This is a genomic window from Pseudomonas sp. GNP013 (genome assembly GCF_054343995.1).
Genome location: NZ_JBTGUT010000001.1, coordinates 1,536,563 through 1,552,227, shown reverse-complemented (window position 1 = coordinate 1,552,227; position 15,665 = coordinate 1,536,563). Strand labels below are relative to the sequence as shown.

At 61.5% G+C, this 15,665-nt stretch carries 12 protein-coding genes, 4 tRNA genes and 1 pseudogene; 10 read left to right on the top strand and 7 right to left on the bottom strand.

What is annotated here, in order from left to right:
* Positions 1-87 precede the first annotated feature (87 nt).
* The 5 genes from tig to ACXX81_RS07105 form a co-directional block, all read right to left on the bottom strand.
* Complete coding sequence (gene tig / locus ACXX81_RS07125) at positions 88-1,398, bottom strand: trigger factor (protein WP_057007596.1); 1,311 nt, start codon at positions 1,396-1,398, stop codon at positions 88-90.
* A gap of 395 nt (positions 1,399-1,793) precedes the next feature.
* Positions 1,794-1,869: transfer RNA gene (locus tag ACXX81_RS07120), tRNA-His, on the bottom strand.
* A gap of 76 nt (positions 1,870-1,945) precedes the next feature.
* A tRNA-Leu gene (locus ACXX81_RS07115) sits at positions 1,946-2,030 on the bottom strand.
* A gap of 56 nt (positions 2,031-2,086) precedes the next feature.
* A tRNA-His gene (locus tag ACXX81_RS07110) sits at positions 2,087-2,162 on the bottom strand.
* Between the two features lie 32 nt (positions 2,163-2,194).
* Positions 2,195-2,271: transfer RNA gene (locus tag ACXX81_RS07105), tRNA-Arg, on the bottom strand.
* A gap of 276 nt (positions 2,272-2,547) precedes the next feature.
* On the opposite strand from ACXX81_RS07105, the gene folD reads away from it, so the two are divergent.
* Together folD and pbpG are read left to right on the top strand one after the other, a co-directional pair.
* Positions 2,548-3,402 (top strand): bifunctional methylenetetrahydrofolate dehydrogenase/methenyltetrahydrofolate cyclohydrolase FolD, encoded by an 855-nt coding sequence (folD, locus tag ACXX81_RS07100; RefSeq protein ID WP_338477830.1) that lies wholly within the window; start codon positions 2,548-2,550, stop codon positions 3,400-3,402.
* 208 nt (positions 3,403-3,610) lie between these two features.
* Positions 3,611-4,534: a D-alanyl-D-alanine endopeptidase gene (gene pbpG / locus ACXX81_RS07095; RefSeq protein WP_209983012.1), complete on the top strand. Its 924-nt coding sequence runs from the start codon at positions 3,611-3,613 to the stop codon at positions 4,532-4,534.
* A gap of 84 nt (positions 4,535-4,618) precedes the next feature.
* On the opposite strand, the gene ACXX81_RS07090 is transcribed toward pbpG, so the two are convergent.
* Complete coding sequence (locus ACXX81_RS07090; RefSeq protein ID WP_209983013.1) at positions 4,619-5,281, bottom strand: peptidase C39 family protein; 663 nt, start codon at positions 5,279-5,281, stop codon at positions 4,619-4,621.
* A gap of 188 nt (positions 5,282-5,469) precedes the next feature.
* Here ACXX81_RS07090 and ACXX81_RS07085 point away from each other — a divergent pair, with 188 nt between their 5' ends.
* Positions 5,470-5,637 (top strand): hypothetical protein, encoded by a 168-nt coding sequence (locus tag ACXX81_RS07085; protein WP_163001008.1) that lies wholly within the window; start codon positions 5,470-5,472, stop codon positions 5,635-5,637.
* On the opposite strand, the gene ACXX81_RS07080 is transcribed toward ACXX81_RS07085, so the two are convergent.
* A complete protein-coding gene (locus ACXX81_RS07080) occupies positions 5,618-6,022 on the bottom strand; it encodes a PA0061/PA0062 family lipoprotein (RefSeq protein ID WP_458571413.1) in 405 nt (134 codons plus the stop codon). The two genes, ACXX81_RS07085 and ACXX81_RS07080, sit on opposite strands and share 20 nt — an antisense overlap.
* A 192-nt stretch (positions 6,023-6,214) precedes the next feature.
* Here ACXX81_RS07080 and ACXX81_RS07075 point away from each other — a divergent pair, with 192 nt between their 5' ends.
* The 7 genes and pseudogenes from ACXX81_RS07075 to ACXX81_RS07045 all read left to right on the top strand — a co-directional run bounded on the left by ACXX81_RS07075 (position 6,215) and on the right by ACXX81_RS07045 (position 15,583).
* On the top strand, positions 6,215-9,436 hold the full coding sequence (locus ACXX81_RS07075) for an efflux RND transporter permease subunit (RefSeq protein WP_458571412.1): 3,222 nt from the start codon (positions 6,215-6,217) through the stop codon (positions 9,434-9,436).
* Positions 9,426-10,589 (top strand): efflux RND transporter periplasmic adaptor subunit, encoded by a 1,164-nt coding sequence (locus ACXX81_RS07070; RefSeq protein ID WP_209983019.1) that lies wholly within the window; start codon positions 9,426-9,428, stop codon positions 10,587-10,589. Before ACXX81_RS07075 ends, ACXX81_RS07070 begins: the two co-directional genes overlap by 11 nt.
* On the top strand, positions 10,579-11,982 hold the full coding sequence (locus ACXX81_RS07065; RefSeq protein WP_458571411.1) for an efflux transporter outer membrane subunit: 1,404 nt from the start codon (positions 10,579-10,581) through the stop codon (positions 11,980-11,982). Before ACXX81_RS07070 ends, ACXX81_RS07065 begins: the two co-directional genes overlap by 11 nt.
* 370 nt (positions 11,983-12,352) lie before the next feature.
* Positions 12,353-12,811 (top strand): annotated as a pseudogene (locus tag ACXX81_RS07060) (REP-associated tyrosine transposase).
* 120 nt (positions 12,812-12,931) lie between these two features.
* Entirely contained in the window at positions 12,932-13,297 is a 366-nt protein-coding gene (gene copC / locus ACXX81_RS07055) for a copper homeostasis periplasmic binding protein CopC (protein ID WP_209983023.1), read from the top strand.
* A gap of 3 nt (positions 13,298-13,300) precedes the next feature.
* Positions 13,301-14,155 carry a copper homeostasis membrane protein CopD gene (copD, locus tag ACXX81_RS07050; protein WP_458571410.1) on the top strand — a complete coding sequence of 285 codons (855 nt, stop codon included), beginning with the start codon at positions 13,301-13,303 and terminating at the stop codon, positions 14,153-14,155.
* A gap of 165 nt (positions 14,156-14,320) precedes the next feature.
* The gene (locus tag ACXX81_RS07045; protein ID WP_458571409.1) at positions 14,321-15,583 is read left to right on the top strand and encodes an OprD family porin; all 1,263 of its coding nucleotides are present in this window, start codon (positions 14,321-14,323) and stop codon (positions 15,581-15,583) included.
* Positions 15,584-15,665 lie beyond the last annotated feature (82 nt).

Below are 15,665 nucleotides of genomic sequence, written 5' to 3'. Positions count from 1 at the left end.
TGCAGTTACTCCCAAATAGTCATGTCTTGAAAACGCATAAGCCAGCGCGAGGCTGGCTTATGGTTGAATTTCCAACGAGTTGGACAATCAGTCGGCTTGTGCTGCTTCCGCCGGCTTGACTGCTTCTTCGTAAGAGACCGTCTTGTCGGTCACCTTAGCCTTCTGCAGAACAGTATCCACAACTTGTTCTTCCAGCACAACCGAACGTACTTCGTTCAGTTGCTGGTCGTTCTTGTAGTACCACGACACAACCTGCTCAGGCTCCTGGTAGGCCGAAGCCATTTCCTGGATCATCTCACGCACGCGGTCTTCATCAGGCTTGAGGTCGAATTGCTTGACCACTTCAGCCACGACCAGACCCAGTACAACGCGACGCTTGGCTTGCTCTTCGAACAGCTCGGCCGGCAGTTGGTCAGGCTTGACGTTGCCGCCAAACTGTTGAACAGCCTGTACGCGCAGACGGTCCACTTCGTTGGACAGCAGAGCCTTTGGCACTTCGATCGGATTGGCGGCCAGCAGACCGTCCATGACCTGGTTCTTGACCTTGGACTTGATAGCCTGACGCAGCTCGCGCTCCATGTTCTTGCGAACTTCGGTGCGGAAGCCTTCGATGCCGGATTCCTTGATACCGAATTGAGCGAAGAACTCTTCGTTCAGCTCAGGCAGCTTTGGCTCGGACACGGTGTTGACCGTGACGGTGAACTCGGCGGCTTTGCCGGCCAAATCCAGGTTCTGGTAGTCAGCCGGGAATTCCAGGTTCAGCACGCGCTCTTCGCCGGCCTTGGCGCCAACCAGACCGTCTTCAAAACCCGGGATCATGCGGTTGGAGCCCAGCACCAGCTGAGTACCCTTGGCGGAGCCGCCAGCGAATGCTTCGCCGTCAACCTTGCCCACGAAATCGATGTTCAACTGGTCTTCGTTCTGGGCGGCACGTTCGGCCACTTCAAAACGGGTGTTCTGCTTGCGCAGGATGTCGAGCATGTTGTCCAGGTCGGCATCAGCCACTTCGGCACTCAGGCGCTCGATTTCGATACCGTCGAAACCGGCAACTTCGAACTCCGGGAACACTTCAAATACGGCAACGTATTCCAGGTCCTTGCCCGCTTCCAGGGACTTGGGCTCAATGGAAGGCGAGCCAGCCGGATTCAGCTTTTGTTCAACCACAGCTTCGTAGAAGGAAGCCTGGATCACGTCACCTACCGCTTCCTGACGCGCATCAGCACCAAAACGGCGCTTGATTTCGCTCATTGGCACTTTGCCTGGACGGAAACCAGCGATCTTGGCTTTTTGGGCGGTCTGCTGCAGACGCTTGTTGACCGCAGTCTCGATACGCTCAGCCGGCACGGTGATGCTCATGCGGCGCTCGAGAGCAGTAGTATTTTCAACAGAAACTTGCATGGATATTCCTCGTTGCACAGACATTAGCCGGCCATTTCCGACCCCAATCAAGGGCATGCATTCTAGTGGGTCAAACTCAAGAAGTCACCCTGCTGAAAATGCGCGCGAAAACAGCCGCCGTTTTATCGGTACGAAGGCACTGACGGACTTCGCCCCGGTGACAAATACAGCCAATCGCGCCAGAGCTCTGCGCCGCCTCTTCTATATAGCAAAGAGGCCATTCATCTCCCTGACGACCCTCCCTGCTGACAGGGACGGCAGGCAGCGCGGCATCATCGAGACACAAAAACGATGAAGCGCCCTGCCCTTGCGACCCAATACCTGCAGCCGCCGAATTCTCGAACCGCCAAAACCAAAAAAGGCGCCAGACTGTTAAATCTGGCGCCTTTCGAATATGGGGTGGACGAAGGGGATCGAACCCTCGACAACGGGAGTCACAATCCCGTGCTCTACCAACTGAGCTACGCCCACCATCTAGCATCGACGAAGCACTCAAACAACTTCTTCGTCTGGCCTCATCAAGCCCAGTGGCTCGATGACGCTTGATTGGTGCGGATGAAGAGACTCGAACTCTTACGCCTCGCGGCGCTGGAACCTAAATCCAGTGTGTCTACCAATTCCACCACATCCGCGCTTGCAGCTCTTAAAGCAAAGGCGCCAGATGGTTAATCTGGCGCCTTTCAAAATATGGGGTGGACGAAGGGGATCGAACCCTCGACAACGGGAGTCACAATCCCGTGCTCTACCAACTGAGCTACGCCCACCATCTAGCGCTACTTGTGCCAAAGCTGCCTAATGGCGCACCCGGCAGGACTCGAACCTGCGACCATCCGCTTAGAAGGCGGATGCTCTATCCAGCTGAGCTACGGGCGCCTTATTAATCTGTACTCTTGGAGGATTACAAACTAAGTGCTTTCCAGCCTTGCAGAACAACGATTCTGCTCGACCTTCTTAACCAGTGCTAGGCTGTGCCCGACAAGTGCGACGAATAGTATAGAGGGCCCGGAAACCCGTCAAATCTTTTTTGAAAAAAACTGATTTTATTTAAGGGCTTAGGGCAATTTGCGGACCAAGCGCCTTTGCCCTCACGCCTCGGCGTGCGAGAATGCGCGCACTTTTCTTCCCCCTCTCGATGGTTAATCACGCGTAATGACTGCACAACTTATCGACGGCAAATCAATCGCCGCCAGCCTGCGCCAGCAGATCGCCAAACGCGTCACCGAGCGTCGCGAGCAAGGCCTGCGCACGCCGGGCCTCGCGGTGATCCTGGTGGGCAGCGATCCTGCCTCTCAGGTTTATGTCTCGCACAAGCGTAAAGACTGTGAAGAGGTCGGCTTTATTTCCAAGGCCTACGACTTGCCCAGCGACACCACTCAACAGGCGCTTACCGACCTGATTGACGGCCTCAACGACGACCCGCGCATCGACGGCATCCTGCTGCAACTGCCACTGCCCGAACACCTGGACGCGTCCAAACTGCTCGAACGCATCCGCCCGGACAAGGACGTCGACGGCTTCCATCCTTATAACGTCGGTCGTCTGGCCCAGCGTATCCCGCTGCTGCGCCCGTGCACCCCGAAAGGCATCATGACACTGCTCGAAAGCACCGGCATCGACCTCTACGGTCTCGACGCGGTAGTGGTTGGCGCCTCGAATATCGTTGGTCGCCCGATGGCGATGGAGCTGTTGCTGGCCGGCTGCACCGTGACCGTTACCCACCGTTTCACCAAGGATCTGGCCGGCCATGTCGGTCGTGCCGACCTGGTCGTGGTCGCCGCCGGCAAGCCGGGCCTGGTGAAAGGTGAGTGGATCAAGCCAGGCGCCATCGTTATAGACGTGGGCATCAACCGTCAGGACGACGGCAAGCTGGTGGGCGACGTGGTGTATGACACCGCCCTGCCCCGCGCCGGCTGGATCACACCGGTACCGGGCGGCGTGGGCCCGATGACCCGCGCCTGCCTGCTGGAGAACACGCTGTACGCCGCAGAGACCCTGCACGGCTAATAACCTTGCGGACTGAAAAAGCCCTGCGTTATCGCGGGGCTTTTTATTGCCTGCTGAAAAACTGTTTTTTGTTATTTTTTAAGCACTTTCGTCTGGTTCTGGAAGAACATTCGACAGTTATCCATCCATACTCCTAGAATGTAACGTCATTTTTCTTACCAGCCGTTTCCCCAGCGGTCTTTCATTACTTTTTAGCGAGTTCACCCGCGTGAAAATTCGTCTTTCTCTCGTCAGTCTTTTTTTCGCTTTGACCGGCACATTCGCCCACGCCGCCGAAACCACCCAGGCCCCGCGTGACACTTCCAAACTGCAGATCGCTTCCGGCAGCGCCATGCTGGTGGACTTGCAAACCAACAAAGTCATCTATTCCAGCAACCCCGATGTGGTGGTACCCATCGCCTCGGTGAGCAAGCTGATGACCGGCCTGATCGTGCTGGAAGCCAAGCAGAACATGGACGAGTACATCGATATCAACATCACCGACACGCCGGAGATGAAAGGCGTGTTCTCCCGCGTGAAGATCGGCAGCCAGATGCCGCGCAAGGAAATGCTGCTGATCGCCCTGATGTCCTCGGAAAACCGCGCCGCCGCGAGCCTGGCGCACCACTATCCGGGGGGTTACGCGGCCTTTATCGCGGCGATGAATGCCAAGGCCAAGGCGCTGGGCATGACCAGCACCCATTATGTGGAGCCCACCGGCCTGTCGATCCACAACGTGTCGACCGCCCGCGACCTGAGCAAGCTGCTGGCCGCCGCACGGCATTACCCGCTGCTCAGCCAGTTGAGCACCACCAAGGAAAAGACCGTGTCGTTCCGCAAGCCCAACTACACCCTGGGCTTCTCCAACACCGACCACCTGATCAACCGCGCCAATTGGGACATCAAGCTGACCAAGACCGGCTTCACCAATCAGGCCGGCCACTGCCTGGTACTGGTGACCAGCATGGGCAACCGCCCGGTGTCACTGGTGATCCTGGATGCGTTCGGCAAATTCACCCACTTTGCCGATGCCAGCCGTATTCGCAACTGGGTCGAGACCGGCAAGAGCGGTTCGGTGCCGGATGTGGCGCTGCGTTACAAGGCTGACAAGAATCTGAAAAGTCGCCCGAATGCGGCGCACGTGCAGCGCTGAATAACGCAGCAGGCGCCAATGTAGAAGCAGCTCCAACGGTGGGAGGGGGCTTGCTCCTCCCACCGTTATTTGCATGCCAACCGTCTATTTGTGTTCGGCCAACACTTTGAGCGCCTGGGCCGCTGCCTGCTCCTGCCCGGCCTGGGCGGTGGCATTGGCGGCGTCGCGCCAGCGCTGCGCATCGACATTCGCCGGCAACTGACTCGGGCGCTGGGTCAGGATTGCCCAACTCCCGGCGCTGTTCCATTTCGATTCGAAATCACTGAAGTCCATCAACAGGCGCCGGTTCATGCCCGAACGCAGCAACACCGTGCTCTTCTGCTGGTTGAAGCCGACCACCACCACGTACCGCGCGTCCGACCACAGCCCGCCACCCAGGCGCGCCATCACCGGGTAACCCGCCGCCACCTGCGCCAGCACCGCCGTCAGCCTGGCATCCAGCGGGTACACCATCAGCCCGTATTCACGCGCCAGCACCTGCATGTTGCGCGCAAGGTCCGCCTCGGCGCCGGGCAAGTGCAACGGTTTATCCAACAGCCCCGGTGTCATGACAATGCCTTGTTGCGACAGCATGCTGGCTAATGCCGTGGGACCGCTTTGATAGGCCTCGCTGCGAAAGGTCGGCACGCCGTTGAGTTCGACGCGTTCCGGCAGGCCCGCGAGCTTCGAGGGGTGCGACGAACACGCCGCCAGCCCCAATGCACAGGCCAGCAACAAGGTGGGTTTCAGGTTCGAGGGTAAGCGCAATTTTCTACTCTCTTGTTCAACCGCCGATGAGGGCTCAAATCATAGCCCAATCACGCGCTCACCACGGCCGTGGTTATAGCAAACGAGTTGGACGCCATGACCATTGGTCAATAACAGGCAACCGCCACGTCGCTACACTGTCAACCAAGAAGACCGAGTGTGCCCCGTGCGGGCGAGAGGAGGCCGGAATGAGCCTTGTAACAACCATTGCGATGTTGATCTGCGGTTGGCTGGCGGTAGCCGCCGCCATGTTGTGGGGGGTATTGCGCATTGCCCGTCGGCACCATCACCCCCACGCCACTCCCGTAAAACCGCAAAAGGCGCGGTGCGCCACGCCTAGCCAGGCATGCAACTGAAGTCCTGAGTCGCCGCTACCTCCTTGCCGTGCCCATCCATCAGGGCTGCGCGCACGGCGGTGCCCAGGCTGGACTCCACCAACGTGTAGTGCTCACCCGCCTTGAAATGCCTGTACTCGACCCGGCCCTGGCAGTCCTGCTGATTGTCGTCGCCCGCCGGCTCCTCGAATAACGTCACGCCCAGCCGATGGTCCCCCGGTGTCACTTCGAAAAAGCGCCCGTCGTCCACGCGCTTGCCGTCCACCCGCTCGGCCATCAGGTCATTCGGCGTTTCTTCCTTCAGGCCGATCCATGCATCGCCCGGATCCGCCTTGGGCACGGGACCGGCGCAGGCCGAGAGCAATACGCCAACAACAGGAATCAGGCACAGCGTTTTCAATGACATGACAAAGCTCCGAAAAAGACAGTTGCGATGGGCAACAAGCTTGAAGAGCGGTCGTTCGCAGAACAAATGAATAGAGATGAAGCAATCTTAAGCCGCTGACTAAATCTTCCTTCATCTGGCTGAAAGGTGCGTGTTAGGTGGGTCGCCCAAGACTGCCGGGGTTTGCAATCCCGCCTTTTTGGAGAGTCACGCATGCTCGGGCTGGTAAAGACCGCACTGCACAAGCCGTACACCTTCATCGTGTTGGCCATCATCATTTGCATCATCGGGCCGATGGCGGCCCTGCGTACCCCCACCGATGTGTTCCCGGATATCGGCATCCCCGTGGTTGCGGTGGTGTGGCAATACAACGGCCTGTCGCCGGACGCCATGGCCGGTCGGGTGATCTACACCTACGAACGCGCCTTGAGCACCACCGTCAACAACATCGAACATATCGAATCGCAATCGCTGCCCGGCATGGGCATCGTCAAGATTTTCTTCCAGCCCGGCGTGGATATCCGCACCGCCAACGCCCAGGTCACCGCCGTTTCGCAAACCGTGCTCAAGCAGATGCCACCGGGCATCACGCCGCCGCTGATCCTTAATTACAGCGCGTCCACGGTGCCGATCCTGCAAATGGCGTTTTCCAGCCCCAGTCTCTCGGAAGCGAAGATTCGCGACCTGGTGCAGAACAATATCCGCCTGCCCCTGAGCGCCCTGCCCGGCCTGGCCATGCCCACCCCCATGGGCGGCAGGCAGCGCCAGATCACCCTCGACTTGGACCCACAGGCCCTGGCCGCCAAAGGCCTGTCGGCGCAGGACGTCGGCACGGCCCTGGCGCTGCAGAACCAGATCATCCCGGTGGGCACCGCCAAGCTTGGCCCCAACGAATACACGATCCTGCTCAACAACAGCCCCAAGGCCATCGACGAACTCAACGACCTGCCGATCAAGACCGTCGACGGCGCGCTGATCACCATCGGCCAGGTGGCCCATGTGCGCGACGGCTCGCCGCCGCAGACCAACATCGTGCGCGTCGACGGCCACCGCGCGGTGCTGATGCCGGCGCTGAAAAACGGCAGCATCTCGACCCTGTCGATCATCGACGGCATCCGCCAGATGCTGCCGCGCATCAACGAAACCCTGCCGCCGTCGCTGAAGACTTCGCTGCTGGGCGACGCCTCGGTGTTCGTCAAACAATCGGTGGGCAGCGTGGCCCGGGAAGGCATCATCGCTGCGCTGCTGACCAGCGCAATGATCCTGCTGTTCCTCGGCAGTTGGCGCTCCACGGTGATCATCGCCGCGTCGATTCCGCTGGCCGTGCTGTCGGCCATCGCGCTGCTCGCCGTCAGCGGGCAAACGCTCAACGTGATGACCCTCGGCGGGTTGGCGCTGGCGGTAGGGATTCTGGTGGACGACGCCACGGTGACCATCGAAAACATCAACTGGCACCTGGAACAGGGCAAGGCGGTGAAGACCGCGATCCTCGACGGCGCCGCGCAGATCGTCGGCCCGGCCTTCGTTTCGCTGCTGTGCATCTGCATCGTGTTTGTGCCGATGTTTCTGCTGCAAGGCATCGCCGGCTATCTGTTCCGGCCGATGGCGCTGGCGGTGATGTTCGCCATGGCCAGCTCGTTCATCCTCTCGCGCACTCTGGTGCCGACCCTGGCGATGTATTTGCTCAAGCCACACGCACCGGAGCCGGGCCCAGGCCAGCATCCGGAAGACGCCTTCATCAATCACCATGAGGGCGAGTATCACCCGCAGCCGCGCCATCGTGTGCTGCAATTGGTGGTGAATGTCCAGCAGGGCTTCGAGCGCCACTTCTCGAACCTGCGCGATACCTACCATGACCTGCTGAGGCTCGCCCTGGGCCGACGCAAGCACTTTATCGCAGGCTTTCTCGCCTGCGTGCTGGCCTCGTTCCTGCTGCTGCCGAGCCTGGGCGAGGACTTCTTCCCCGCCACCGATGCCGGTGCCCTGGCGCTTCACGTGCGCCTGCCGCTGGGCACGCGCATCGAAGAAAGCGCGGCCGCGTTCGACCGCATTGAAGCGCGCATCCGTCAAGTGATCCCGGCCACGGAGCTGGACACTATCGTCGACAATATCGGCATACCGCTCAGCGGCATCGACATGGCCTACAGCAGCAGCGGCACCATCGGTCCGCAGGACGGCGATATTCAGGTCAGCCTGAAAAAGGATCACGCGCCCACCGCCGACTACGTCAAACAACTGCGCGAAGCCTTGCCGCAAAGCTTCCCCGGCAGCCAGTTCGCGTTCCTGCCTGCGGACATCAGCAGCCAGATCCTCAACTTCGGCACGCCGGCGCCCCTGGACATTAAAATCTCCGGGCGCAGCGATGCCGAAAACCGCGCCTATGCCGTGGCACTTGAGCGTCGCTTGCAGCATGTGCCGGGCATCGCCGACCTGCGCCTGCAGCAGTCCACCGGCTACCCGTCGTTGCAGGTGAATGTCGACCGCCTGCGCGCCAATGGCCTGGGCATCACGGAAAGGGACGTGACCAACAGCATGGTCGCATCGCTGGCCGGCAGCTCCCAGGTGGCGCCGACGTTCTGGCTCAATCCGGCCAATGGCGTGTCGTATTCGATTGTGGCGGCGACGCCGCAATACCGCCTCGACAGCTTGCCGGCGCTCGAAGCGCTGCCGGTGACCGGCGCCGACGGCCAGTCGCAGATCCTCGGCGGCGTTGCCAGCATTTCCCGCACCCACAGCCCGGCCGTGGTGACCCACTACAACATCCAGCCGACCCTGGACCTCTACGCCAACGTGCAGGGCCGTGACCTCGGCGGCGTCGCCCGTGACGTACAAACCGTACTGGACGACACCGCGCACCTGCGCCCCAAAGGCGCGACGATCAGCCTGCACGGGCAGATCGACGCACTGCACGAAGCCTTCACCGGCTTGAGCGTCGGCCTGCTCGGCGCGGTGCTGCTGATCTACTTGCTGATCGTGGTCAACTTCCAGTCCTGGGCCGACCCGTTCGTGATCATCACCGCCTTGCCGGCCGCGCTGGCCGGCATTGTGTGGATGCTGTTCCTCAGCGGCACATCGCTGTCGGTGCCGGCGCTCACCGGCGCGATCCTGTGCATGGGCGTGGCCACTGCCAACTCGATCCTGGTGGTGAGCTTCTGCCGTGAGCGCCTGGCCGCCCATGGCGATGCGTTGAAGGCCGCGCTGGAGGCCGGCTACACACGCTTTCGTCCGGTGTGCATGACCGCCCTGGCAATGATCATCGGCATGTTGCCCCTGGCGCTTTCCGAGGAGCAAAACGCGCCCCTGGGCCGTGCCGTCATTGGCGGCCTGATCTTCGCCACCGTCGCCACCCTGTTATTCGTTCCCGTGGTTTTCAGCCTGGTCCACGGGCGCCACCCTACTCGCGCTACTGCCGGAGAAACCCCTCATGTCGTCTGATCACACCCCCTCGCGCAAGCGTTTGATGCTCCTGGGCGTCGGCGGCCTGACCCTGGCCGCCCTGCTGGTCGCCAACGGCTTGCACGCGCGCGCGCTGCACGCACGGTCGGTCAGCGCCTGGACCGAAACCGCCGCCATCGCGCAGGTAAGCGTGGTGCAACCCGAACGCAGCGCCGCCGGCGACACCCTGCGCTTGCCCGCGCACCTGGAGGCCTGGAGCAAGGCGCCGATCCATGCGCGGGTCAGCGGCTATCTCAAGGACTGGAAAGTCGATATCGGCAGCCGGGTCAAGGCCGGGCAAGTGCTCGCCGACATCGACAGCCCGGACCTGGACCAGCAATTGGCGCAAACCCATGCGCGCCTGGTCCAGCAGCAAGCCAATGCACGCCTGGCGGCCACCACCGCGACGCGCTGGCAACACCTGCTGGCGAGCCATTCGGTGTCACGCCAGGAAGCCGACGAGAAAACCTCGGCTGCGGCTGCGGCCAAGGCCAACGCCGAAGCCGCCGCGGCCGACTATGCGCGACTGTGTGCACTGGAGCGCTACAAGACCCTGCGCGCGCCGTTCGCCGGCATCATCACCGCGCGCAACACCGATATCGGTCAGTTGATCAAGGCCGATACCGACAGCAAACTGGCCTTGTTCAACCTCGCCGATACGCACCAATTGCGTCTGTATGTGCCGGTGCCGCAGAACTACGCGGCGGTTATCCATCCCGGCCTGCAAGCCGAACTGACGGTGCCCGAGCATCCCGGCGAACACTTCAACGCGCGCCTGATCGGCGATTCCACCGCCATCGACCGCCGCTCCGGCACGCTGCTCGCGCAGTTCGTCGTCGATAACCCCGGCGACACGTTGCTGCCCGGCGATTACGCCGAAGCCACCCTGCCGCTTCCGGCCGATACCCACGGCGTGAGCATCCCCGCCAGCGCGTTGATCTTCCGCGCCCAAGGCACTCAGGTGGCGCTGCTGGATGCGCAGAACCGTGTGCACTTGCAAGGCATTCATATCGGCCTCGACCTGGGCGCACGGCTGGTGATCGATCAAGGGCTCAACCCCGCCGACCGTGTGGTCGACAACCCGCCAGATGCCTTGCGCGAAGGCGATCCGGTGCAACTGGCCGCTGTCGCGGGAGGTGCGCATGCGGCGTGAATCGGTCGTGATGTTGCTGCTGCTGGCGTTGCAGGGTTGCTCGATGGCACCGACCTACAAGGTGCCGAGGGTGGACCTGCCGGCGGATTACCACGAGGGGCCGTGGCACAGCGCACAGCCGTCCGACCGAGTGACGCCGCAATGGTGGACGCTCTACAACGATGCGCGTCTGGATGACCTGCAGCAGCGACTGCTCCAGGCCAACCCGGACCTGGCGGCGGCGCTCGCGCATTACGACGCGGCCCAGGCGTATGCCAGCCAGTTGCATGCCGGACTGTTCCCGCAGATCAGCGCCAGCGCACAGCCGCTGCGCCAGCGGCAGTCGGATTCGCGGCCGCTGCGCGGGGGTACGCAGCCGTCGCTGTACAACAGCGATACGGCCGGATTTTCCCTGAGCTACGACCTGGACCTGTGGGGCAAAATCCGCAACCAGGTGGCGGCGGGTGATGCCCAGGCGCAAGCGTCCGGGGATGAGCTGGCGATGGCACGCTTGAGCCTGCAGCAGCGGCTCGCGACCCTGTATGTGCAGCTCGACGGACTGGACGCGCAAAGCCGGATTCTGCAGCGTTCGCTGGATGACTTCAGCCAGGCGCTGCAACTGACGCGCAGTCGCTATGAAGGCCAGATCGCTTCAGAGCTGGACCTGACGCGCGCGCAAAGTCAGCTGGCAGAGGCCAGGGCGCAGCTGGATGAAGTGCGCGGCCAACGCAACCTTGCCGAACATGCCATCGGTGAGCTGGTGGGCGTGGCGGCGAGTGACTTTTCCTTGGCGCCCAGCCCGCATCTGCTCGCCCTGCCGCAGATTCCTGCGCAACTGCCCAGCCACCTGCTGCAACGTCGCCCCGACATTGCGGCAGCGGAGCGTCGCGTGTTTGCGGCCAACGCAACGATCGGCGTGGCCAGAGCGGCGTGGTACCCGGATTTCAGCCTGACCGGCTTGATCGGCGGACAGACCCAGGGCGTTGGCAACCTGCTGTCTGCCAGCAATCGTTATTGGGCGCTGGGACCGCTGGTGAACCTGCCGATCTTCGACGGCGGGCGCTTGAGCGCCAATGAGCGCCAGGCCAAAGCCGAGTTCGAAGAAGCTTCGGCGCAGTACCGCAGCCAGGTGCTGAAGGCTGTGCGCGAGGTGGAAGACAACCTGGCGCAACTGCGCGACTTGCAGCGCCAGGCCGAGGATGAACAGGCCGCGGCGGATGCGGCGCAGCACACCCAGGCGCTGGCCATCAACAGCTATCAGGCGGGCGCGGTGAGCTACCTGGATGTGGTGACCGCGCAGACTGCGGCATTGCAGGCCCAACGGGCGTTGCAGGCGGTGCAGACGCGGCAGTTACAGGCAAGTGTGGGGCTGCTGGCGGCGCTCGGAGGTGGTTGGGAACCCGTCACGTTTTAAGGCCCTACGCAACGCCAGATATGGGAGCTGGCTTGCTCCCGATTGCAGTAGGTCAGCCAATACAAGTGTGACTGACCCACCGCTATCGGGAGCAAGCCCCCTCCCACAGGCTTTGCGCCAGACGCACTAGGTATGAACACTGCTGGATTCATGTGGAGCTTGCTTCTGATGGCAGCGGGTCTGTTGATGCAATGTGTCGCTGACCCACCGGCTCTGCGCCAGACACACTATGTATGAACACCGCTGGCCCCTGTGGGAGGGGGCTTGCTCCCGATGGCGCCCTTCCAGACACATCCTGCCAAAAGCTTGCCGATCAAGCTCAGCCACAGCACCTAGCCTCTCTTGAACACCCATGCAGAGAGGCCAGGGAATGCCTGATCTACCCGCGTCACACCGCCTGCGCATCGGCCGATTCAGCGAGCCGAACCGCATCTACCTCATCACCACCAATACCCACGAACGCATCGCCATTTTCAGCGATTTCCAGTTGGGCCGGCTGGTTGTCCGGCAGATGCGGATCGCTCAGTTCCAAGGCCGGGCGAACTCCCTCGCCTGGGTGATCATGCCCGACCACTTTCACTGGATTATCGAGCTGCAAAAAGGCTCGCTGGCGGACCTGATGTGCCAGGTAAAATCCCAAAGCACCCGCACGGTTAACGGCGCGAGCGGGCGCAAGGGCCGGCTTTGGCAGGAGAGTTTCCATGACCGGGCGCTGCGCAAGCAGGATGACCTGCTGAAAATGGCGCGGTAGGTGGTGGCCAATCCTCTGCGGGCCGGGCTGGTGCGCAGAATTGGCGACTACCCGCTGTGGGACGCGATATGGCTGTAGCGCCGCGAGCCCCCTTCCGCCTTTTTTAACTGCATTCCTGGCTTAAACACTAACTCCCACTCACAGCCTTATCCGAAACTTCGTACACTGCCCGCCCTACTCATTGATTGGTATTGCGCAATGTTGATCAAAAAAGCCCTCACCACCGTCGCGCTGCTGGCTTCTCTGCTGGGCGCTGCGTCAGCTTTCGCCCACGCGCACTTGAAAAGCTCGGAGCCTGCGGCGGACAGCAGCGTCGCTGCCCCCAAGGATCTGCGCCTGACGTTTACCGAAGGCGTTGAAGCCACGTTCAGCAAAGTCTCACTGAGCAAGGACGGCACCGAAATCGCGATCAAAGGCCTGGAGACACTGGATAAAGACAAGAAGGTGTTGGTCGTGACACCCGCTGCGCCACTGGCGGCCGGTCACTACAAGGTGGTGTGGAACGCCGTCTCCGTCGACACCCACAAGAGCAACGGTGAATACAGCTTCAAGGTCGGCCAATAATCCATGGCGACGCTGCTGGTGCTGTGCCGTTTCGTGCATTTCATCGTCGTGTTGCTGATGTTCGGGGCCTGCGCGTTCAGGCCCTGGCTGCTGGGCACGCACGCGCAACCGGCGCTGGACCGGCAACTGCTGCGCATCACCCGTGGCCTGGCCTGGCTGGGGCTCGTTTCGGGCGTGGTGTGGTTGCTGTTGATCACCGCGAGCATGGCCGGTAACTGGGACGCGGCCCTGCAACCGGCGACAGTGCGACGGGTACTGGGCAAGACCTTCTTTGGCCAGGTGTGGGTGTGGCATCTGTTGCTGAACCTGCTGCTGGTGATCGCGCTGATCAAACCCTGGCCAGTGCTGCGCCTGCCATTGCTTGCGTTGTTACTGGCGACCCTTGCACCCGTGGGCCACGGCGCAATGCTTGACGGCCTCAGCGGGCAGTTGCTGATCCTCAATCAGGTGGTGCACCTGGTGTGCGTCGGCGCCTGGCTCGGAGGTTTAATGTTGCTGGTGCTGATACTGCGCTCGCCAACGCCGGCACTGGAGCCGATCCTGCGGCGCTTCAGCGGCGTCGGTTATGGTCTGGTGGCCGGACTGCTGGTGACAGGTTTGATCAACGTGCGCGTACTGACCGGGCAACTGTGGCCGACACCGTTGTTCAGCGGGTTCGCGCTGATTTTGTTGATCAAGGTGCTGCTGGTACTCGGCATGCTGGGGTTGGCGCTGCTGAACCGTTTGCGTCTGGAGCACTGTGAGCAGCGCGTGAGCACGTTGAAAGCCAGTGTGACGCTGGAATGGTTACTCGGTGTTTCAGCAGTGGCAGCGGTTTCCCTGTTGGGCACCCTTCCGCCAATGACCATGACGGGCTGACTTGACACGCCGTCCGACCTTGAAGGTGCTCACCTGGGTAGTTTATTCAGTCATCGTATAACTTCCGCTTGACACCCCCACCAAACCCCGCAAATATCCGTTCCAATGTTGTACGACAACGTATAACAAATAATAAAAACAACAAAAGAAAATGGGAGCTTCACTGTGAGTCAATTCGCCTGCAATTCCTCCTCGCGCCTCGGTCTCATCAGCCTCGCCAGCCTTGCGTTCACCCTGCCCCTCGCCGCCCAGGCGGATGGGTTTCTCGACGATGCCAAGGCCTCGCTCAACCTGCGCAACGCTTACTTCAACCGCAATTTCACCAACCCGGCCAACCCCCAGGCCAAGGCTGAAGAGTGGACGCAGAACTTCATTCTTGACGCCAGGTCCGGCTTCACCCAGGGCACCGTAGGTTTCGGGCTGGATGTGCTGGGGCTGTACTCGCAGAAGCTCGACGGCGGCAAAGGCACCGCCGGCACGCAACTGCTGCCGGTGCACAGCGACGGCCGCCCGGCGGATAACTTCGGGCGCCTGGGCGTGGCCCTGAAAACCCGGCTGTCGAAGACTGAACTGAAGGTCGGCGAATGGATGCCGGTGCTGCCGATTCTGCGCTCCGACGATGGCCGCTCCCTGCCGCAAACCTTTCGCGGCGGTCAGGTCACCTCCAACGAGATTGCCGGGCTGACCCTCTACGGCGGCCAGTTTCGCGGCAACAGCCCGCGCAACGATGCGAGCATGGAAGACATGTTCATGAACGGCAAAGCGGCGTTCACCTCCGACCGCTTCAACTTCGGCGGCGGCGAATACACCTTCAACGACAAGCGCACCCAGGTCGGCCTGTGGTACGCCGAACTCAGCGATATCTACCAGCAACAATACCTCAACCTCACCCACAGCCAGCCCGTGGGCGACTGGACCCTGGGCGCCAATCTCGGTTTCTTCAACGGCAAGGAAGACGGCAGCGCCCTGGCCGGTGACCTGGACAACAAAACCGTCTCCGCGCTGTTCTCGGCCAGGTACCAGGGCCACACTTTCTACGTGGGCCTGCAGAAACTCACCGGCGACAGCGTGTGGATGCGCGTCAACGGCACCAGCGGCGGCACCCTGGCCAACGACAGCTACAACTCCAGCTACGACAACGCCAGGGAGAAATCCTGGCAGGTGCGGCATGACTTCAACTTCGTGGTGCTGGGCGTACCGGGGCTGACCTTGATGAACCGCTACATCAGCGGCAGCAACGTGCACACCGGGGCGATCACCGATGGCAAGGAATGGGGACGCGAGTCCGAGCTGGCCTACACCGTACAAAGCGGTGCGCTGAAGAACCTGAATGTGCGCTGGCGCAACTCAACCATGCGTCGGGATTACAGCACCAACGAGTTCGATGAAAACCGGCTGTTTGTGAGCTATCCGATTTCCCTGCTGTAACACTCAACCCCCACTCGCCGGCAACCCTGTGGGAGGGCGCTTGCTCCCTCCCACATTTTGATCCTCACTGTGCTTTCATTCT